The 18,853-nt window shown below is 54.8% G+C and carries 18 protein-coding genes; 13 read left to right on the top strand and 5 right to left on the bottom strand.

The window, feature by feature from the left end:
• Nucleotides 1-10: 10 nt before the first annotated feature.
• The 9 genes from ACAM29_RS08335 to ACAM29_RS08295 are packed head-to-tail and all read left to right on the top strand — an operon-like array spanning nt 11 to nt 8,626.
• The gene (locus ACAM29_RS08335; RefSeq protein WP_369623843.1) at nt 11-418 is read left to right on the top strand and encodes an acyl-CoA thioesterase; all 408 of its coding nucleotides are present in this window, start codon (nt 11-13) and stop codon (nt 416-418) included.
• Nucleotides 415-978 (top strand): outer membrane lipoprotein carrier protein LolA, encoded by a 564-nt coding sequence (locus tag ACAM29_RS08330; protein ID WP_369623842.1) that lies wholly within the window; start codon nt 415-417, stop codon nt 976-978. Before ACAM29_RS08335 ends, ACAM29_RS08330 begins: the two co-directional genes overlap by 4 nt.
• Nucleotides 975-3,314, top strand: a complete 2,340-nt coding sequence (locus ACAM29_RS08325) for an MMPL family transporter (protein ID WP_369623841.1) — start codon at nt 975-977, stop codon at nt 3,312-3,314. The genes ACAM29_RS08330 and ACAM29_RS08325 overlap by 4 nt, the downstream gene beginning before the upstream one ends.
• The gene (locus ACAM29_RS08320) at nt 3,289-4,521 is read left to right on the top strand and encodes an NAD(P)/FAD-dependent oxidoreductase (protein WP_369623840.1); all 1,233 of its coding nucleotides are present in this window, start codon (nt 3,289-3,291) and stop codon (nt 4,519-4,521) included. Before ACAM29_RS08325 ends, ACAM29_RS08320 begins: the two co-directional genes overlap by 26 nt.
• Nucleotides 4,509-5,063, top strand: coding sequence for a DUF3261 domain-containing protein (locus ACAM29_RS08315; protein ID WP_369623839.1), 555 nt, complete (start codon nt 4,509-4,511; stop codon nt 5,061-5,063). Before ACAM29_RS08320 ends, ACAM29_RS08315 begins: the two co-directional genes overlap by 13 nt.
• Complete coding sequence (locus ACAM29_RS08310; RefSeq protein ID WP_369623838.1) at nt 5,060-6,229, top strand: beta-ketoacyl-[acyl-carrier-protein] synthase family protein; 1,170 nt, start codon at nt 5,060-5,062, stop codon at nt 6,227-6,229. The genes ACAM29_RS08315 and ACAM29_RS08310 overlap by 4 nt, the downstream gene beginning before the upstream one ends.
• Nucleotides 6,226-6,678 (top strand): hypothetical protein, encoded by a 453-nt coding sequence (locus tag ACAM29_RS08305; RefSeq protein ID WP_091827387.1) that lies wholly within the window; start codon nt 6,226-6,228, stop codon nt 6,676-6,678. The genes ACAM29_RS08310 and ACAM29_RS08305 overlap by 4 nt, the downstream gene beginning before the upstream one ends.
• The gene (locus ACAM29_RS08300) at nt 6,675-7,400 is read left to right on the top strand and encodes a 3-ketoacyl-ACP reductase FabG2 (protein ID WP_369623837.1); all 726 of its coding nucleotides are present in this window, start codon (nt 6,675-6,677) and stop codon (nt 7,398-7,400) included. Before ACAM29_RS08305 ends, ACAM29_RS08300 begins: the two co-directional genes overlap by 4 nt.
• The gene (locus ACAM29_RS08295; protein ID WP_369623836.1) at nt 7,400-8,626 is read left to right on the top strand and encodes a beta-ketoacyl-ACP synthase; all 1,227 of its coding nucleotides are present in this window, start codon (nt 7,400-7,402) and stop codon (nt 8,624-8,626) included. The genes ACAM29_RS08300 and ACAM29_RS08295 overlap by 1 nt, the downstream gene beginning before the upstream one ends.
• Nucleotides 8,627-8,733: 107 nt before the next feature.
• Here ACAM29_RS08295 and nadC read toward each other — a convergent pair whose 3' ends face one another.
• A complete protein-coding gene (gene nadC, locus ACAM29_RS08290) occupies nt 8,734-9,579 on the bottom strand; it encodes a carboxylating nicotinate-nucleotide diphosphorylase (protein ID WP_091827452.1) in 846 nt (281 codons plus the stop codon).
• A gap of 97 nt (nt 9,580-9,676) precedes the next feature.
• Between nadC and ampD the strand changes: the two genes are divergently transcribed.
• The 4 genes from ampD (at nt 9,677) to ACAM29_RS08270 (ending at nt 15,811) form a co-directional block, all read left to right on the top strand.
• Nucleotides 9,677-10,222 carry a 1,6-anhydro-N-acetylmuramyl-L-alanine amidase AmpD gene (gene ampD / locus ACAM29_RS08285; protein ID WP_369623835.1) on the top strand — a complete coding sequence of 182 codons (546 nt, stop codon included), beginning with the start codon at nt 9,677-9,679 and terminating at the stop codon, nt 10,220-10,222.
• 61 nt (nt 10,223-10,283) lie between these two features.
• On the top strand, nt 10,284-11,348 hold the full coding sequence (locus ACAM29_RS08280) for an ABC transporter ATP-binding protein (RefSeq protein WP_091827383.1): 1,065 nt from the start codon (nt 10,284-10,286) through the stop codon (nt 11,346-11,348).
• A gap of 156 nt (nt 11,349-11,504) precedes the next feature.
• Nucleotides 11,505-14,903 (top strand): ATP-binding protein, encoded by a 3,399-nt coding sequence (locus ACAM29_RS08275; RefSeq protein WP_369623834.1) that lies wholly within the window; start codon nt 11,505-11,507, stop codon nt 14,901-14,903.
• On the top strand, nt 14,900-15,811 hold the full coding sequence (locus tag ACAM29_RS08270) for a response regulator (protein ID WP_091827381.1): 912 nt from the start codon (nt 14,900-14,902) through the stop codon (nt 15,809-15,811). The genes ACAM29_RS08275 and ACAM29_RS08270 overlap by 4 nt, the downstream gene beginning before the upstream one ends.
• 5 nt (nt 15,812-15,816) lie before the next feature.
• Here ACAM29_RS08270 and ppiC read toward each other — a convergent pair whose 3' ends face one another.
• The 4 genes from ppiC to ACAM29_RS08250 all read right to left on the bottom strand — a co-directional run bounded on the left by ppiC (nt 15,817) and on the right by ACAM29_RS08250 (nt 18,697).
• A complete protein-coding gene (gene ppiC / locus ACAM29_RS08265) occupies nt 15,817-16,095 on the bottom strand; it encodes a peptidylprolyl isomerase PpiC (RefSeq protein WP_091827380.1) in 279 nt (92 codons plus the stop codon).
• A 148-nt stretch (nt 16,096-16,243) separates the two neighbouring features.
• Complete coding sequence (locus ACAM29_RS08260) at nt 16,244-17,482, bottom strand: hypothetical protein (RefSeq protein ID WP_369623833.1); 1,239 nt, start codon at nt 17,480-17,482, stop codon at nt 16,244-16,246.
• Between the two features lie 78 nt (nt 17,483-17,560).
• Entirely contained in the window at nt 17,561-18,106 is a 546-nt protein-coding gene (locus tag ACAM29_RS08255) for a DUF6624 domain-containing protein (RefSeq protein WP_091827376.1), read from the bottom strand.
• A gap of 246 nt (nt 18,107-18,352) precedes the next feature.
• Nucleotides 18,353-18,697 carry a hypothetical protein gene (locus tag ACAM29_RS08250; protein WP_369623832.1) on the bottom strand — a complete coding sequence of 115 codons (345 nt, stop codon included), beginning with the start codon at nt 18,695-18,697 and terminating at the stop codon, nt 18,353-18,355.
• Between the last annotated feature and the right edge of the window lie 156 nt (nt 18,698-18,853).

Here is an 18,853-nt window from a genome sequence, read left to right as displayed (position 1 = left end):
AGGAATGCACATGGTTAGTACTGCAGTTGAGCTTGAAATTCCCTTTCACGATGTCGATGTCATGCGCATTGCCTGGCATGGACACTATGCGAAATACCTGGAAATAGCACGCTGTGCGTTACTTGAGCAGATTGACTACAACGTGCCGCAGATGGAAGCATCGGGATACGCCTGGCCTGTCATTGACATGCGTATTCGCTATGCCCAGCCGTTGCGTTTTCAGCAAAAAATCCGGGTGGAAGCGAGGCTGACCGAGTGGGAAAACCGGCTGAAGATTGATTATCTGATCAAGGATGTCGCGAGCGGAAAACGGCTGACAAAGGCCTACACAGTGCAGGTGGCCGTGGCGATTGAGTCTGGTGAAATGCTCTATGCTTCACCGACCGTGCTGCTGCAAAAACTGGGGCTCGAATCGTGAGATATCGTTTCGTGTTGTGGTTGATGGTTCTGCTGGCACCCTCTGCACTGGCTGAATCGGGCTACCAGGCAGTGGAAGCGCTGATGGAGTCGCCAGCGTCTCTTCAGGGGCGTTTTGAGCAGGTCAAACACCTGGCATCGCTTGATACTGAAATACAATCGTCCGGACGCTTTGCTTACGAACAGGATGTCGAAATCAGCTGGCATACGCAGGTTCCCATCGAAAGTTTGCTGCGGTTGACGCCCAACCAGATCACCAGTGAGCAGGACGGTACATTACTGTCGCAGCTGGAAACACGCAGTAACCCTGTTGTTGAGCTGTTCAGCGAAATTTTTTTCGGTGTAATGACCGCACGCTGGGACAGGCTGGATAAGCATTTCAGTGCCGAGACCCATGTCAGTGGTTCCGATTGGCGTGCAACGCTGATACCCCGAGAAGCACGTGTGAAAAGGGTTATATCCAGAGTTGAATTACAGGGTGACCGCAACCTCAGACAGGTGCTGCTGTACGAAGAGGGAGGGGACTGGACCCGTATCCAGTTCCACGATTTGCAGCAATGATAACGTCTCGTGCTGGCAGCAAAGTGGCTGCCTGGGGGTGGCTGTTGGTTGTGCTGGCACTCGGCTTTGGTGCCTTGCGCCAGGGGACTGTCATCGATACCAGTTTGATGGCACTGCTTCCAGCCAGTGAGCAGCAACCGCTCATTCAAAAAGCGACCGAAAAACAGGCAGCGGCTTATGCCGACAAGTTGCTGCTGGTGATTTCGGCGGAGGATGAAGCCTTGGCGCGGGCGGGTGTTCGGTTGGCGGTAGAGCGCCTGAAGGCTCTGGATACCCAAACTCGTCTGACCTGGCAGGCCCCTGAGTCAGACGCTGAACTGGCTGAACTTTATCCCTACCGTTTTACCCTGCTGAGCGATGAAACCCGGAAGAGACTGTCAACCGACAACGGTAGCGTGCAGTTTCAGTTGGCTCTTCAGCGGTTGTTGAATCCCATTTCCGGGTTTGCGAATGAGCCTTTGCAGGATCCCTTTGGTCTCTATACCGACCTGATGGTTTCATTACAGTCGGGTCTGCCAATTCGTTTCGACTCCGGCTTGTTGCGTCTTTCTGCTTCAGATAAGCCAGCTTACCTGCTTAGTCTGCAATTGCTTGAAGATCCGTTCAGCCTTTCGGTACAACATGCAGTCACTGCCGTGCTTGATCCGCTGATGCTGGAACTGGAACCGCAGGGGATAAGTCTGCAGCGCTCGGGGCTCCTACTGCATGCCGCTGCCGGTGCCGACCAGGCTCGTTCCGAGATGTCCACCATCGGGCTGGGTTCGGTGCTGGGTATCATCCTGTTGATCACCTTCGTGTTCAGAAGTGCTCTGCCGCTGGCACTGGTGCTGCTGCCTGTCGCAACGGGTGCTTTGGTGGCCATGGCAGCTACTCAACTCTTGTTTGGCCGTATCCATATGATCACGGTGGCCTTTGGCGCAGGCCTGGTGGGGGTGGCCGTTGATTACGCGTTGCATTTTCTCTGCGAGGCCCGCGTGTTGCCGTCTCACGAGACAGCCCGAAAACTGTTCGCCGGGCTTCTTTTGGGGCTGATTTCCAGCGTACTGGCCTATGCTGGGCTGGCACTGGCTCCTTTCCCGGGACTTCGTCAGATGGCCCTGTTCTGTGCAGTAGGCCTTATCGCTGCATGGCTGACCGTACTGCTCTGGCTGCCGGTGCTGAACCGCCAAAAAGCAACAGGCCCGCTATCTGCAGCGGTTTGGCTGGACCGTTGGCGCAAGGCTTGTCCGCAGATCAGCCAGTCGCCCTGGTTGGCTGGGTTACTGCTGATACTGGGCTTGGGCAGTACTGTTGTTATCTGGCAGGGGAGCGCCCGTGACGATGTGACGTTGCTGCAAACCTCTCCGCCGGCACTGTTGCAGGAAGACCGAAACGTACAGTCCCTGCTGGGGAATGGCAGCAGCGCTGCTTTCCTGTTGGTGACGGGGAGCGACCTTGAGCAGGTGCTGCAGACCGAAGAACGCATTCACTCAGCGCTGATAAGCCTTCAGAAGGAGTCATCTTTGCAGGGGTTCAAGGCTCTGTCTCAGGTGCTGCCCTCGCAGCAGCGCCAGCTGCAAAATGCTGAACAGGTGCGTGCACTCTATGCTACCCAGTGGCCGCGGCTGGCCGACCTGCTGAAACTGTCTCCACAGCAACGCGCCACAGCCCTTGAAAATATGCAGCGTGCCACCGCTGCAGTGCTGACGCCTGAAGAGTGGCGGCAACAGCGACTAAGTGGGGCATGGTCACAACATATCATCAGTGATGATACTGATGTTGCGACCGTCATCCAGCTACAGGGCGATGTCAGCAGTTCTTTGAAGCAGGCGCTGACGGCTCTGACGGAGCAGGAGCCCGATGTGTATTTTGTCGACAGGATGAGTGATATGACTGATCTGTTGGCGGGGTATCGCACCGAAATAACATACTGGCTATTGCTGGCCTACGGCTGCGTGATCTTGATGCTGGTGCTTCGTTATCGGCAGCATTGCTGGCGTATTCTGTTGCCGCCGCTGCTGGCTTCCCTGATTACCCTTGCCGGTTTCCTGCTGTTCAACGGCGGTTACAACCTGTTTAACCTGATCGCATTGATGCTGGTTCTGGGCATTGGTCTGGACATGGGTATTTTCCTTAACGAAACCGGTGACAGCGATCATACCTGGCTGGCGGTCAGTCTGTCGGCGCTGAGCAGCCTGCTGGCGTTCGGGCTGCTGACCTTGAGCCAGACGCCGGTGCTTTATCATTTTGGTGTCATTATCCTGCCCGGCCTGCTGCTGACCTGGCTGCTGGCACCCCTTATGCGCAACCCCTCTACAGGAGAGATAGTGAATGGCAGAGTTACAGGGACGTTATGATGTAATTGTGATTGGCGCTGGTCCCTCCGGCTCTGTCGCAGCTACATCATTAGCGAATTATGGCTACCGGGTGTTGGTCCTGGAACAACAGCATTTTCCCCGTTTCTCCATAGGCGAGAGCCTTTTACCGCAGAGCATGGAGTTTCTTGAGCAGGCCGGCATGCTGCAGGCCGTGGTCGAGGCCGGCTTCCAGTACAAGAATGGCGCCGCGTTCTGTCGAGGTCATGAGTATGACTATTTTGACTTCCGGCAGAAGTTCTCTGAAGGCTGGGGTACCACCTTCCAGGTGCAGCGCGGTCGCTTTGACAAGACCCTGGCCGATGTGGCGGAGCAACGTGGGGTCGAAATTCGTTACGGCCAAGTGGTGACAGCGGTTGATCAGTGTGCAAGTGACATTGCTGTAGAAGTGCAGCCTGAGCAGGGCGACGCTTACCGCGTGAGCGCGGATTTTCTGCTCGATGGCAGTGGGTTTGGGCGTGTCCTGCCGCGGTTGCTGAGTCTTGAAAAAGCGTCCCAACTCGGCACACGCATTGCGCTGTTCACCCATATTGAAGACAACATTCGTGACAAACGTTTTGATCGCAATAAAATCCTGATCACGGTACACCCTGAAAACCCGGAAATATGGTACTGGCTGATTCCCTTCAGTGATGGACGTGCATCGGTGGGTGTCGTGCTGCCGCGATCGCTGTATGACGATGTCAGTATGGAGCAGCAGGCAACTCTGCAGCGTTATATTGGTGAAGGCGGGATGTTGAGCGAAGTTTTAGCCAATGCGGTATTTGATACTCCAGTCAGGACACTGGGTGGGTACTCCTGTGATGTAAACAGCCTTTATGGTGAGCGTTTTGCCCTGCTGGGCAATGCCGGCGAGTTCCTGGATCCGGTTTTTTCATCCGGTGTGACCATCGCGCTCAAATCAGCCACTCTGGCGGCAGCCACTGTGCACCGACAGTTACAGGGACTGGAGCCCGACTGGCAGAGCGAGTATGCAGCTCCCCTGAAAACCGGGATCGATACGTTCAGGGTATTCGTGGAAGGCTGGTATGACGGTCGGTTGCAGGATGTCATTTTTGCCGACAATAAAGGCGATGCGATCAAGGCAATGATCAGTTCCATTCTGGCGGGCTATGCATGGGATACGCGCAACCCCTATGTTCGCGAGCCTAATCGACTGACTACGCTGGCCGAATTATGTCGTGCTTGATGCGTTATCTGTTGCCGGCGATGCTTTGCCTGTTATCTGGCTGTTCGCTTTTCAGTCCTGCGCCTGATCTGCCTCCGGCTCTGGCACTATTGCCTCCGTCTGAAGGTCCGGCACCGGTACTGTTGAAACAGACCGTTGCCATGGAAGCGCAGGGCGAACGTTTTCAGTTTCTTGTTGTGAGCCGTTTTGATGCCAAACAGGCCCGGCTGGTGGCATTAATGCCGACCGGCCAACAACTGACAGCACTGGAGTATGACGGCGTACGACTGCAGCAAAGTGCTGCTGTTCCGCTGGAGCTGCCGGGCAGGGCGATCCTGGCTACCATACAGTTCGCTCTCTGGCCGGAAGCGTCGGTACGCAAGCATTACCCGGCAGTGCAGGGCTGGACCCTTCGTCTAGAGGCGAATCGGCGTCAGTTGTGGCATCATGGCGCACGTTTTCTGGATATCGTCCAGGAGGTGGATACCACGCGAGTACGCAACTATCCGGGTGAGTATCAGGTAATCATCAAGACACTTGAGCAAAAGGACCTGGAACAGTGACCCGGTGCTATCTAAATGCCTTGTCAATGGTCAGTGCCCTGGGAGCCGATTGCAGTGCTGCATCGGTCAGTTTGACAGCGGGCGAGCCGCGATTGACTGTGACGGACCAGTTCAGCCCCGGGACAGCGATGCCACTGGGCCTTTATACCGGGGCCTTGCCGGAAATAGCGTTGTCAGAGCCGTATTGGCACAGCCGCAACAATCGCATGGCCCTGCTGGCCTTGAATCAGATTCGTGAAGCGGCTGCCGAAGCCCGACACCGCTTTGGCTCTCACCGCGTTGGCGTTGTCATCGGTACCTCAACTTCGGGCATCAGTGACAGTGAAGCCTGCCTGAAACATCGAGCTGCAACCGGGGGCTTGCCGCAAGAGTATCACTACCGATTGCAGGAAATGGGCGCTACAGCCGCTTTCATAGCTGCCGAACTCAAATTGACCGGGCCTGTATATGGTATTTCTACTGCGTGCTCATCCGGTGCCAAAGCGCTTGCTTCGGCACGCAGGCTGCTGAGAGCAGGTGTCTGCGATGCGGTGATTGCGGGCGGTGTTGATACGCTGTGTCATTTGACCGTGCAGGGCTTTTCTTCATTGGAGGCAGTCAGTCATAAGCGTTGTAATCCATTCAGCACGAACCGTGACGGCATTAACATAGGCGAGGGTGCCGGCTTGTGTCTGCTCAGTCGCGAAGAGGGGCCACTGGAGCTGGCCGGAATTGGTGAAAGTTCGGATGCACACCACATCTCTGCACCTGACCCAACCGGGGCCGGGGCGATGCGCTGCATGCAGGCAGCTCTTGATGATGCGGACATTTCCCCTGAAGCCGTTGGCTATATCAACCTGCACGGCACGGCGACAGAGCTGAATGATCAGATGGAGGCGCACGCTGTGGCCGAAGTATTTGGCAGCACGGTGCCCTGCAGTTCGACCAAACCGTTTACTGGCCACACACTGGGGGCTGCGGGCGCAATTGAAGCCGTGATTTGTGGCCTTGCACTGTTGGATAGGTTTATTCCCGGTCATGTCTGGGATGGGCAACCGGACCCGAATTTACCCCCCCTGAATCTTGCCGCCCTGCAAAGTGAAGTCACTGATTTTGACTACGCCTTAAGCAACTCCTTTGCTTTCGGCGGCAACAACATCTCCGTGATTTTGAGACGAACCACATGAGAGCTGAATTCAGTGTTGATCAACTGGTGCCCCATTCAGGGCAGATGAGCCTGCTGTCGGAAATTACAGGGTATGGTGAGGACTGGTTATCTGCGGCGGTTGATATCACCCCAACGTCCATGTTCCTTGAAGAACAGGGAGTTCCCGCCTGGGTCGGGCTGGAATATATGGCGCAGGCGATAGGAGCCTACGCGGGTCTGCAGGAAAGGCTCAAGGGGCATGAGCCCAGGGTGGGGTTCCTGCTGGGAACACGCCGGTACAGTATCCCCGTGCCTTATTTCGCACCGGGGGAGCGTATTCAGCTGAAGGTTATCAAGAATATGCAGGCAGAAAACGGCCTTTGTGCCTTTGATTGCGAGCTGACGGGGAATGGCTACACAGCGACGGCCAGCCTCAATATTTATCAGCCGGATGATGCCGAAACGTTTTTACGGGATGCCATGTCATGACAGCTACTATTTTAGTGACCGGTTCCAGCCGTGGGATTGGTAAGGGGATTGCACTGCGCCTGGCACAGGATGGTTACGATATCGTCCTGCACTGCCGCTCGGGCCTGGACTCTGTGCAGGCGGTCGCTGAAGAGATTGAGTCACATGGTCGCAGTGTCCGCATTCTGCAATTCGACATTGCGGACCGAGAAGAGTGCCGTCAGGTATTGGAACAGGATATTGACACACATGGTGCCTATTACGGTGTGGTATGCAATGCCGGGATTGCGCGTGATAACGCCTTTCCGGCCATGCCGGAAGAGGATTGGGATCTGGTGCTCAGGACCAACCTTGACGGGTTTTACAATGTACTGCATCCGCTGATCATGCCCATGATTCGACGTCGAAAGCCAGGACGCATTGTTACCCTGTCTTCCGTGTCCGGTGAAATGGGCAATCGTGGACAGGTCAATTACAGTGCCGCAAAAGCCGGCATCATCGGAGCGACCAAAGCGCTGGCTGTCGAGCTGGCCAAACGCAAGATAACGGTGAACTGTGTCGCACCGGGGCTGATTGAAACCGAAATGACCGAAGACCTGCCCCTGGAAGAAGCACTGAAGATGATTCCCATGCAACGAGTCGGCAGAGTCAATGAAGTGGCCGGTACGATCAGCTTCCTGATGTCCGAGGAAGCCGGATATATCACGCGTCAGGTGATTTCAGTAAACGGTGGAATGTATTAATGAAACGGGTTGTTGTAACCGGAATGGCCGGCTTTTCACCGATTGGAAACGACTGGCCAACCATTAAGAAAAATCTGGTTGCTGGCCACAGTGGTGTAGTCAGGATGGATGGCTGGGATTGCTATGATGGGTTGAACACCCGGCTGGCAGCCCCCGTGCCGGATTTTAAAATGCCCTCGCACTACAACCGCAAGGCATTGCGCAGCATGGGGCGGGTAGCTCAGTTCGGTGTATATGCGACAGAGCGTGCGCTTGAAGATGCAAACCTGCTGGGCTGGGAACAGCTTGGCAGCGGCCGTGTCGGCATTTCATTTGGTTCATCGGTCGGAGATACCAAAGCCTTCGTGGATTTCGGCAATATGCTGATGAACTGCTCCTCGGATGGACTCAATGCCAATTCCTACATCAAGATGATGGCACACACCGGCCCTGTGAACATTGGTGTTCATTTCGGCATTCGTGGGCGCGTGATCACCACGTCAAGCGCCTGCACTTCGGGTAGCCAGGGCATTGGCTATGCTTATGAAGCGATCAAGTTCGGCACTCAAGATGTGATGGTGGCGGGCGGCAGTGAAGGGCTATGCGCCACCGAAGCGGCCGTGTTTGACACTCTTTATGCCACCAGTGTCGTTAATGACACCCCGCATCTGTCGCCTCGTCCCTTTGACCGTGATCGAGATGGACTTGTGATAGGCGAGGGGGGCTGTGTCCTGATACTGGAGGAGCTGGAACATGCCCGAGCCCGCGGAGCCAAAATTCATGCTGAAATTATCGGCTTCGGCACCAACTCTGACGGGCGTCATGTGACTCAGCCCAATGCCGCAACCATGGAAATTGCTATCCGCCAGGCGCTGGATAGCGCACAGTTGCCCCCCAGTGAAATCGGCTATGTCAGTGCCCACGGAACAGCCACTGATCGTGGTGATATTGCTGAAAGTCAGGCCACTCACGCCGTATTCGGTGCTTCCACGCCTGTCAGCTCACTTAAAAGCTATACGGGCCATACGTTGGGCGCCTGTGGTGCATTGGAAGCCTGGACAGCGATTGAAATGATGAATGAAGGCTGGTTCTCGCCAACCATCAATCTGGAAAACGTAGACCCTGAGTGTGCCGAGCTGGATTACCTTATGCACGAAGGGCGACATATCGACACCGAGTATGTCATGAGCAACAACTTTGCGTTTGGTGGTATCAATACTTCATTGATTTTCAAACGCTGGAACTGAGTTTTCAGCATACAGGGAGCGGGGGCTCCCTGTATGCTTGCTATTGAAGTTCCTACCCTGCAGCAATGATCGGTGGCAAGGCAAGCACCCACAGGTACTTATGCGTGTTACCCTTCCACAATCCGCATCGACAGGTCCACCGCCTGGCAGTGCTTGGTCAGGGCGCCAATCGAGATGTAATCGACTCCGGTGTTGGCGTAGTCGAGCAGGGTTTCATCCGTAATATTCCCCGATGCTTCCAGCTTGGCACGCCCGTTGGTCTGCTTGACCGCTGCAATCATCCGCTCGGGGCTGAAGTTGTCCAGCATGACAATATCGGCGCCGGCGACCAGCGCCCGTTCCAGTTGCTCTTCTGTCTCGACCTCGATTTCCACCGGCTTGCCCGGGTGGTTGTGGCGGGCGGTTTCGATCGCCTTCTCAATGCCGCCACAGGCCATGATGTGGTTTTCCTTGATCAGGAAGGCATCGTACAGGCCGATGCGGTGGTTGAAACAGCCGCCGCAGCTGACGGCGTATTTCTGTGCCAGCCTCAGGCCCGGGATGGTCTTGCGTGTATCCAGCAGGCGCACCGGGGTGCCGGCGACGCGCTGAGCGTATTCGTGGCTGAGGGTAGCGGTGCCGGAGAGTGTCTGCAGGAAGTTCAGTGCCGCGCGCTCGCCGGTGAGCAGTGAACGGGCGGAGCCCTGAAGCCGGAACAGCACCTGATCACGTTCGACCTTGTCTCCATCCTCAACCAGCCACTCAACCTGTACCTCAGGGTCAACCTGACGAAACACCTCATCCACCCAAGCACGGCCACAAACGACCGCTTCCTGACGTGAAATCACCCGTGCCTGTGCCCGGTCACTGGCTGGAATCAGCTCGGCGGTGATGTCACCGTTGCCGACATCCTCATTCAGGGCTGTACGGACGTTTTCTTCGATGGTGGGCTTGAGCTCGGTCAGCGTCAGCAGCATGGTGGCGGGCCTGTCGTATGATGTACTATGGAGTGCGCATTTTAGCGGAAATCGCGCGGCGATAGTACGTCAAACGGGAGTGGTATTCAGTCAGATGACAGTCGAAATTGAACAGCACCGCATCAAGGGTGCCCGTTTTCTGCCTTCACCCAACTGCAACGCCCGGCCCGAAGACGAAATCTCGCTGTTGGTGATTCACAATATTAGCCTGCCGCCCGGGCAGTTTGGTGGTGGTCATATTGCCGAGCTGTTTACCAATCGACTGGACCCGAGTGGACACCCTTTCTTTGCCGAAATCGAGGGGCTGGAGGTTTCCGCCCATCTGCTGATCGAGCGAGATGGCCGCATGACCCAGTTCGTACCCTTCGATCGCCGCGCCTGGCATGCGGGCCGGTCCTGCTTTCAGGGGCGAGAGGCCTGCAATGATTTTTCCATCGGCATCGAGCTGGAAGGGACCGATGATTGCCCCTATACCGATGCCCAGTATGAATGTCTGGTCGCGGTGACTCAGGCGCTTATGACAACCTATCCGCAGCTTGGCCCTGAAACCATTACCGGTCACAGTGATATTGCACCCGGTCGCAAGACGGATCCTGGCCCTGCATTTGACTGGGCGCGTTTTCTTGCTGCCCTCGGATGATCTGAGAATGGTTTTCATCTATCATATACGCCCCTGAAACTCTGCCTGCTGCGAGGATTAGATGTCAGCTCTGCTCCGTATTGAAGGTCTAAAGTGCGCGTACCAGTCGCAGACGGTGCTGGCCAGTGTCTGCTTTGATATCGAGCCTGGCGAGATCGCCTGTCTGCTGGGCCCCAGTGGCTGCGGCAAGACCACCGTGCTGCGTGCCATTGCCGGCTTTATTGCCCCTCAGGCGGGTGAGATTCGACTCGGTGAACAGCTGATCAGCAGTGCCGCCCATGTGGTACCGCCGGAGCAGCGCGGAATGGGAATGGTGTTTCAGGATTACGCCCTGTTCCCGCACCTGAATATTGCCGACAACATCGCCTTTGGTTTGCGCCGCATGCCCGCCGCCGAAAAGCAGCGTCGGGTAAAAGAGGTGCTGGAGCTGGTTGAGCTGCCTGACCTGAGCAAACGTTATCCGCATGAACTCTCCGGTGGGCAGCAGCAGCGTGTGGCGCTGGCCCGCGCCCTTGCCCCCGATCCTCGTCTGCTGTTGATGGACGAGCCATTCTCGAATCTGGACACGGACCTGCGTCGTCAGTTGTCGCAAGAGGTGCGCCAAATCCTCAAGCGTCGTGGCATTGCTGCAATCATGGTGACGCATGATCAACAGGAAGCCTTCACCATCAGTGACAAGATCGGCATTCTGTCAGCCGGCCGCGTACAGCAGTGGGGCACTCCCGAATCCCTGTATTATCAGCCTGTCAGCCCCGAAGTGGCTGCTTTTGTTGGCAAGGGTGAGTTGTTTCAGGGCAAGGTGACAGACTCCAGTGCCGTTGAAACTGACCTGGGGCTGCTGGAGTTTGCCGAGCCGTTGGGGGTTGATGCGGGCTGTGATGTGCAACTGTTTCTGCGCCCGGGTGATCTTTACCTGAGCCATGACGGAGGTGTACCCGGTGAGGTGTGTTCGGCTGAATTCCAGGGCAGCCTGACGCTCTACTGCATTCGTCTGCATACGGGGCGCGAGATCGAAGTGCTGGAACAGGGGCTGCATCGCTATGGCGAGCGTGAAAAGGTTGGTGTGCATGTAACCGCTCACCGTCCGATCCTGTTTTCCTCCTGCCCGGTTCGTAACCCTTATTGACCTGATCTGGCACGAAGTCTGCTGTATCCGTAATACATAACCCCATAACGGGCAGATTGACACGGGCTTGCACCTCTGTGGTGCTGAATAAGCCCTGTTTTTGCTCGTCTGCACTTTTATGGTGCTCGATAACGGGGCAGAACGGGATACCGCAACATGAGTGCTTCACAACGTATCTATAAGGTTCGGCGCCGCTACAACAAATGGGTGGCGGATCAGACGCTGGAAGACTTTGCGCTGCGCTTCACAGCCCGTCAGGGCCGCCGCATGAGCATTGAGCGTGTTGCCATGACGGCACTGGGCGCAACCGCCTTTCTGGCTCTTGAGGGTATCGCTGCAGCTGTTACGCTGACTTACGGTTTTACCAACACACTGGTTGCCATGCTGGTGGTGTGTGCTCTGTTTTTCATCACCGGATTGCCGATCGTCTATCATGCGGCGCGCAACGGTCTGGATATTGATCTGCTCACGCGTGGTGCCGGCTTCGGCTACCTTGGATCAACGATCACCTCGCTGATCTACGCCACCTTCACCTTCATTTTCTTTGCCATTGAGGCCGCGATTCTCGCCGCCGCACTGCGGGCACTGTTCGGCCTGCCGCTGGCGCTGGGCTATCTGCTCAGTGCGGTGGCGGTTATACCGATCGTGACCCATGGCATTACCGCCATCAGTCGCTTTCAGCTGGGTACCCAGCCACTGTGGCTGTTGCTGCAGGTCAGCGCGCTGGCAGTGGTGATCGTGCATGAGGCCGAACAGTATCAGGGCTGGACCGAATTTATGCCCGCAGGCATCCAGGCCGACAATTCATTCAACCTGTTGCTGTTCGGTGCGGCGGCATCGGTGTTCTTCGCCATGGTGGCGCAGATTGGCGAGCAAGTGGATTATCTGCGCTTCATGCCCGAGAAAACAACCGAGAACCGCCGTCGCTGGTGGTTCTGGCTGATTCTGGCGGGGCCGGGCTGGGTGTTTATCGGCATGATCAAAATGCTGCTGGGTTCATTCCTGGCCTATATTGCGATCACCGAGGGCAGCAGCTTTGTGCAGGCCAGCGACCCAACCCTGATGTATCAGCGGGTTTTCAGCTATCTGACCCACTCGGAAGGCATGGCGTTATTGATGGCCGGACTGATGGTGATCATCTCGCAGATGAAGATCAATGTGACTAACGCTTATGCCGGCTCCATCGCCTGGTCCAACTTCTTCTCGCGTTTGACACACAGCCATCCCGGCAGGGTGGTGTGGCTGGTATTCAACGTCACCATCGCCCTGATCCTGATGGAACTTGGAATCTATGAAGCGCTGGAAGCGATACTGGGCGTGTTTGCCATTGTTGCCGTCAGCTGGCTGGGGTCTCTGTCAGCTGATCTGATGATCAACAAACCGCTGGGGCTGAGCCCGGCACGTGTCGAGTTCAAGCGCGCTCACCTCTATGACATTAACCCGGTGGGCGTTGGCTCAATGGGCACGGCAGTGCTGGTGGGCATGCTGGCCTATCTGGGTGTGTTCGGTGAGACAGCATCGACTTTGAGCCACTTCATCAGCCTGGGCTGCTGCTTCCTGATGGCACCTTTGCTGGCATGGCTCACCGGAGGCCGATTCTATCTGGCACGTGAGTCGAATGAGCTGAAGATGCTGCAGGTTGCCAGCCCGGCAGAGCAGCATCGATGCGGCGTGTGTGAAAACCATTTCGAAACGGAAGACCTGAGTTTCTGCCCGGCATACGACCTGCCAATCTGCTCACTGTGCTGCTCGCTGGATGCCCGCTGTCTTGACAGCTGCAAGCCACATGCCCGCTTCGGACAACAGATGGTCGACTTCTTTCGACTGTTTTTTCCGCAGGCCGTGGTCAACCGAATCAACTCCCGCCTTGGGCGTTTCATCGGCCTGTTGCTGACCATCAATCTGCTCAATGCCGCCCTGCTGGCGGTCATTCATCGACAGATGGACCCGGGTGACCCGGCCGGCAGTGCGCTGGTGGGGCAAACGCTCTGGGCGCTGTTTTTTGTGCTGCTGATCGTATCCGGCGTCGTTGCTTGGCTGTTCCTGCTGGCGCAGGAGAGCCGGGTAGTGGCACAGCAGGAGTCCAACCGTCAAACCCATAAGCTGCTGCAGGAGATCGAGGCCCACGAACAGACCGACCGTGAGCTGCAGGCCGCTAAGGAGCTGGCAGAGCGAGCCAGTGATGCCAAGAGCCGGTATATGACCGGCATCAGTCATGAACTGCGCACACCGCTGCAGTCGATCATCGGCTATGCCCAGCTGCTGCAGGGGCGCAGTACCGTGCAGAAGCAGGATCGGGAAGGGCTGCGCATCATACACCGCAGTGGCCAGTATCTGGCCGACCTGATCGAGGGACTGTTGGACATCTCCCGCATTGAGGCAGGGCGATTGGAGCTGAACCGCAGTGCCGTCGCCTTGCCGGAGCTGGTGGCCCAGCTGGAGCAGATGTTCAGTTTTCAGGCAGCACAGAAGCGGGTGGGGTTCAGCTGCGAGATACTGAATCCGCTACCGCATGTGGTGATGACGGATGAAAAGCGGCTGCGCCAGATCTTGATTAATCTGCTGTCCAATGCCGTGAAATATACCCTGGAAGGTGAGGTTCACTTTCGTATTCGCTATCGCAATCAGGTCGCGGAATTTTCCATTGAAGACACCGGTATCGGTATTGATGCAGCTCATCTGGAACGCATTTTTGACCCCTTCGAACGGGTGCGGGATGCGGATACGCCCAATCTGCCCGGCACCGGGCTGGGGCTGACCATCGTCAAGCTGCTGACCGAAATCATGGGGGGCGACCTGCAGGTCGAGAGTCACCCCGGCAAGGGCAGTTGCTTTCGGGTGTCACTGATGTTGCCCTGGGCCGAGGCTGCCGAAACCCGTCCGGAAGTGCAGCAGCCGATCAGCGGCTATGTGGGGGCGCGCAGGCAGATCTGCGTGGTTGATGATGATCCGGTGCTGCGGGGGCTTCTGGCCGACCTGCTGATGCCTCTGGGGTTCAAGGTTCTGGAGGCCCGTGATGCACATCACTGTCTGGAGCTGGTGCAGCGCACAGCGCCTGACCTGTTTCTGCTGGACATCTCCATGCCGGGCATGGATGGCCTGACCCTGGCCGACCGGTTGCGAAAAACCGGTCACAAGGTACCGATCCTCATGCTGTCGGCCGACGTGCAGGAGCAGCGCCGTCAGCCTGCGGGCGAGGCGGTGTATGATGACTATCTGGTCAAACCGATCAGCAACCAGCTGCTGCTGGAAAGGGTAGGGCACTACCTGCAGCTGGAGTGGATTCGCACAGCCGCCACTGTGGCGCCGCCTGTCAGCGTGCCCGTTACCCCGTTGCCGCCCAATGACCTGACGGCCTCGTCACTGCCTGATCATCCTCTTATTCGGGAGCTCAGAGGCAGCGCCGAGATCGGCTTTCGCCGTGGGGTACGTGAAGCACTGGAGCAGATTGAACGGGAACAGTTGGTCAGTCGTACGGTTCTGACTGAACTGCAGACACTGGCAGACTCGATGCAATTCGCACAACTGGCCGAGTATTTGGAGCAGACCTCATGACAACTCAAACGACTCAACGTGATGTCGTGCTGGTGGTGGATGACTCGCCGGATGCGCTCAGTCTGATCAACGATGCGCTGGAAGAGGCCGGCATGGACGTACTGGTAGCGTTGGAGGGGCGTCAGGCGATGACCATCGCACGTCGCATTCGTCCCGACATCATCCTGTTGGATGCGATCATGCCGCACATGGATGGCTTCGAGACCTGTCAGGCGCTGAAGCAGGACCCCGCCCTGTGTGCGATCCCGGTCATTTTCATGACAGGGCTGACTGAAACCGAACATGTAGTGCGAGGACTGGATGTTGGCGGGGTGGACTACCTCACCAAGCCGATCAACCCGGATGAGTTGCTGGCCCGCATGCGCGTCCATCTGGGCAATGCACGGCTGACCCAGTCCGCCCAGTCCGCTCTTGATACCACGGGCCAGCATTTACTGACTGTCGCGCCTGAGGGGCATGTGCAGTGGGCGACGCCGCAGACACACGCCTTGCTGTCACGGGCCAACGCCAGTGAACTCTGGCTTGAAATGTCGTTGCGCCCCCAGCTGGCGGACTGGCTGCGACGCAGCCCGGCCGTCAATGACCAGCTGGCCCTGCGTGGGCTGGACTATGCCCTGTCCGTGCGCCTGCTCAGCCATCAGAGCAACGGCGACTACCTATTCAAGCTGGTCGATGAGCAGCGGGGGACGGGCCCCGCCCTGTTGCAGCATCAGTTGGGATTGACGACACGTGAAGCGGAAGTGCTGTACTGGATCGCCAACGGCAAAACGAACAAGGAGATCGGTGAAATCCTCGGCATGAGTCCACGCACGGTCAACAAGCACCTGGAGCAGATCTACCCGACACTGGGCGTGGAAAATCGCACCTCAGCCGCTGGCGTCGCGCTGCGGATTATGGTCAGGGAATGAGCTGATCAGTTACGGTACAGCGTCTTGATCAAATGGTAGCCGAAGCGGGTCTTGATCGGCCCGTGTACCTTGAGCAAGGGGCGCTTGAATACCACGTCATCGAATGCTTTCACCATGTCGCCGCGATGAAACTCACCCAGATCGCCGCCGCGCTTGCCGGACGGGCAGATGGAATAGCGCTTGGCCAGCGCATCGAACTTCTTGCCCCGTTTCAACTGGTCAAGAATATCCAGCGCCTCTTTCTCGGTTTTTACCAGTATGTGCAGTGCGGCTGCGGTCGCCATATCGTGTCTCGCTGATCAGGTCAAAAATCGGCGCTATTGTACCAATAAAGGCAGGCTTTCGCTCAGTGCAGCAGACGACCTAAAGCGGTCACCCAGCCTTTACTCCGATGGAGTCTGCCGGCGATTTCTGATGTATTTGTCAGGCATATTATTCAAACTGAAATACCAACGGTAAAACAAAAGAGACGATGAGCGACCATACTGCATATATGGGCATATATCTCGCGATGATAGACTCAAGATTTGAGAGCCCTTTTCCGTCTTTTATGTGACCAATATACCCAGATAACAATAAAACCAAATGAACAAAAATAAGGATGTTTGCGCCAGATACTACTATCCGGTTTAAAGTGACACCGTACTCTGCCCAACGAAACAAAATTGCAGATAGTGCGACTAAGTTTACTATCAATGTTGACCCAATCAAACAAATATTTATATAGTCTGGAGCCTCTACTGCAGATGCTCTTCTTTTTCCAGATATTGAAAAAATAGTTAATGCCAATATTACAATCAAAAGCCCATTGAAAGTAATAAGAAAATCCCTGTCAGTATAAGGACTCTTACCCTGATAAACTGTCGCGATCAAGTAGGCCAAAATGGTAATAAGGAAAAGTGGTGAAAATACGTTAGATAATATTGGAGCAAATTTACTTTGACGATTTTGAACCGAATCGAATAAATACGTTGCGACTACTGGTGAAGAAACAAGTCCAATTACAACAACGTACTCCATATACCACCTATCAATAGGCAGATCTATAAGGCTAAAAAGGCCTAGAGTAAGCGCTGTCAGAATCATGCCACCCAGCAGTATAAGTACAGAATATATACCCATTTCGCCAAGATACCGGATAAAATTTATCCTTGAATCAACATTAAGCCATTGATCAGACATGAAGCTAACTGCTAAAAGGCTCAATGTAAATAATGGCAGATGAATCAGTGCCATTGTTATAGAGGCTGATCGAGAGTTATCGGGGAGAACCAATAGGTATGAAATGCAAGCAGCTAATGCCAAAACTATAAACCATGCAAATTTTTTCTTGCAAGTTGAGATTATAAAATAAGAAATTATTGCCGAAATGGTTATTATTGGAGCAAACCTAGAGTAGTACCAATCATCATGAACGTCGAATATCGATGGTATTTTTACAAAAAAACCTGCAATAGAGCATATTATAACTAGGTGGAAGGTGGATATTTTGGGTGCTGCAATTTTGGGCAAGTAGCTTAATCGAGCATGCCAAACATTCAAGGTTTCAGAGTTTTCTTCAACCAATAAAGCCTTTTTTAGGTCAGCCTCAAATAGCTCAGGTGAGTTTCTATAGGCTTCTTCTAAGGATTGGGGCTTATCTATATTGTCTAAAATAAAGTTATCTGACATATTTATTTCCTAACGCAGAGCGCACCGGTCTTCTTGGCGCAGCGAAGCGGAGACCAGGACGTTCGAGAGTGCGTTTGGTTAACGGGTGTGCTGGGTATTGGCACGACGCTTCCGCTCCTGCTCGGTCATTTGCTCCAAGCGCTCCTCCAGGGAATTAAGCCCAAGGCGAGCACGGCGCTCATTAACCGTAGCAGAATCCTCAATGGGAAACGGTGTTGGCCACCCATCTTCATCAATATCAAACTGGGTGCCGTAATATTGGGGCTCGCCGGATAGCGTCCGTACTCGGTCCTGAAGGAACGCCAATTGCCAGCCTGCCACATCTTCTCTCACAATGGCATTTTCCAGCAGGGAAACACATTCCGCCATGAACTCGATATCTGAAACGGAATGCTGAGCGACAAGCCAAGCAGCCTTGGCAGCATCCTCACCAACCAACGAAATGCTGGGCCAACCATGAGCACCGATAATCTCCTTGAGGCGAGAAGCGTTGTGCTCATGTAGAGCTTTCATCCGGGGATGATAAGACTCAGATGGCAGCTCTCCGGAATCAAAAAGTTGCTGCAATAATCGCTGGTCTTCCGTCATCATCGTGACCAGTTCATCTGCAAGATTCTGATTCATGGGCTCCTTCCCTGTGAGCGAGGCGAACGATTTTGAACGCCTGGTTATGTGTTTTCATTGTCACTACCGCTCTCTTCTTTTAAGGCTATCAATGTTACCCATGAACTAATAGCCCCTACAATTATGCTTCCCGGGAGAACAATGAACAGCCATAGAGGACCTAAACCAAAATCATCGGTTAGATTGGATCCGCATAGAGACGAAGGTCCCAGCTCACTTGTGTGCGAATGAAATTCTTTGTTAGCTTTAGCCTGAATATATATAAACGTAAGACACAAGTCCTAAAAGCCACGGCCCACACCAAATCGCCAGGAATCCAAGAAACGTAATAATGCCTTCCACACCTCGTGTTGCAATTAGATATGCTGGGAAAGAAATAGGCCATAGAATGTAAATAAGAAACCCAAAGTCAAATGGTCGGTGAATATTGCGGGCTTTTGAATCTTGAGCAGACCACATTGTGGATAGTATAAAGAACATAAATGCCCAAAGTGTCTGGGTTAAATCAGAGACCACTTCACCCTTTGCATTCATGATAATTTCGTCAGCCCCCATTCCTAGGGACATGAGAAATAGCACAATGACATACATCTCTCTCTAATCCTTCTGAAAAGCTAACATTTAAAAAAAGCCGGCGCGTTGTTCCATTGGCCTCAGAATAAATAGCAAATAACTTCTCTGGAAAATTATAAACTACTATCTGATTTAATTCTTACAGTGATTTTTTACTAGTAGGTCCCAGTGAGT

The organism is Marinobacterium sp. BA1, from assembly GCF_041155135.1.
In the GTDB taxonomy this organism is placed as follows: domain Bacteria; phylum Pseudomonadota; class Gammaproteobacteria; order Pseudomonadales; family Balneatricaceae; genus Marinobacterium; species Marinobacterium iners.
Note: the sequence above shows the minus strand (reverse complement) of the source record. Positions and strands in the feature narration are given on the sequence as shown.

Coding starts and splice junctions, on each gene's coding strand:
- ACAM29_RS08300 (WP_369623837.1), top strand. CDS start 6,675: ATGACAGCTACTATTTTAGTGACCGGTTCCAGCCGTGGGATTGGTAAG.
- ACAM29_RS08295 (WP_369623836.1), top strand. CDS start 7,400: ATGAAACGGGTTGTTGTAACCGGAATGGCCGGCTTTTCACCGATTGGA.
- ppiC (WP_091827380.1), bottom strand. CDS start 16,095: ATGGCGACCGCAGCCGCACTGCACATACTGGTAAAAACCGAGAAAGAG.
- ACAM29_RS08305 (WP_091827387.1), top strand. CDS start 6,226: ATGAGAGCTGAATTCAGTGTTGATCAACTGGTGCCCCATTCAGGGCAG.
- ACAM29_RS08335 (WP_369623843.1), top strand. CDS start 11: ATGGTTAGTACTGCAGTTGAGCTTGAAATTCCCTTTCACGATGTCGAT.
- ACAM29_RS08275 (WP_369623834.1), top strand. CDS start 11,505: ATGAGTGCTTCACAACGTATCTATAAGGTTCGGCGCCGCTACAACAAA.
- ACAM29_RS08255 (WP_091827376.1), bottom strand. CDS start 18,106: ATGAATCAGAATCTTGCAGATGAACTGGTCACGATGATGACGGAAGAC.
- ACAM29_RS08315 (WP_369623839.1), top strand. CDS start 4,509: ATGTCGTGCTTGATGCGTTATCTGTTGCCGGCGATGCTTTGCCTGTTA.
- ACAM29_RS08280 (WP_091827383.1), top strand. CDS start 10,284: ATGTCAGCTCTGCTCCGTATTGAAGGTCTAAAGTGCGCGTACCAGTCG.
- ACAM29_RS08270 (WP_091827381.1), top strand. CDS start 14,900: ATGACAACTCAAACGACTCAACGTGATGTCGTGCTGGTGGTGGATGAC.
- ACAM29_RS08250 (WP_369623832.1), bottom strand. CDS start 18,697: ATGTATGTCATTGTGCTATTTCTCATGTCCCTAGGAATGGGGGCTGAC.
- ACAM29_RS08325 (WP_369623841.1), top strand. CDS start 975: ATGATAACGTCTCGTGCTGGCAGCAAAGTGGCTGCCTGGGGGTGGCTG.
- ACAM29_RS08260 (WP_369623833.1), bottom strand. CDS start 17,482: ATGTCAGATAACTTTATTTTAGACAATATAGATAAGCCCCAATCCTTA.
- ACAM29_RS08320 (WP_369623840.1), top strand. CDS start 3,289: ATGGCAGAGTTACAGGGACGTTATGATGTAATTGTGATTGGCGCTGGT.
- ampD (WP_369623835.1), top strand. CDS start 9,677: ATGACAGTCGAAATTGAACAGCACCGCATCAAGGGTGCCCGTTTTCTG.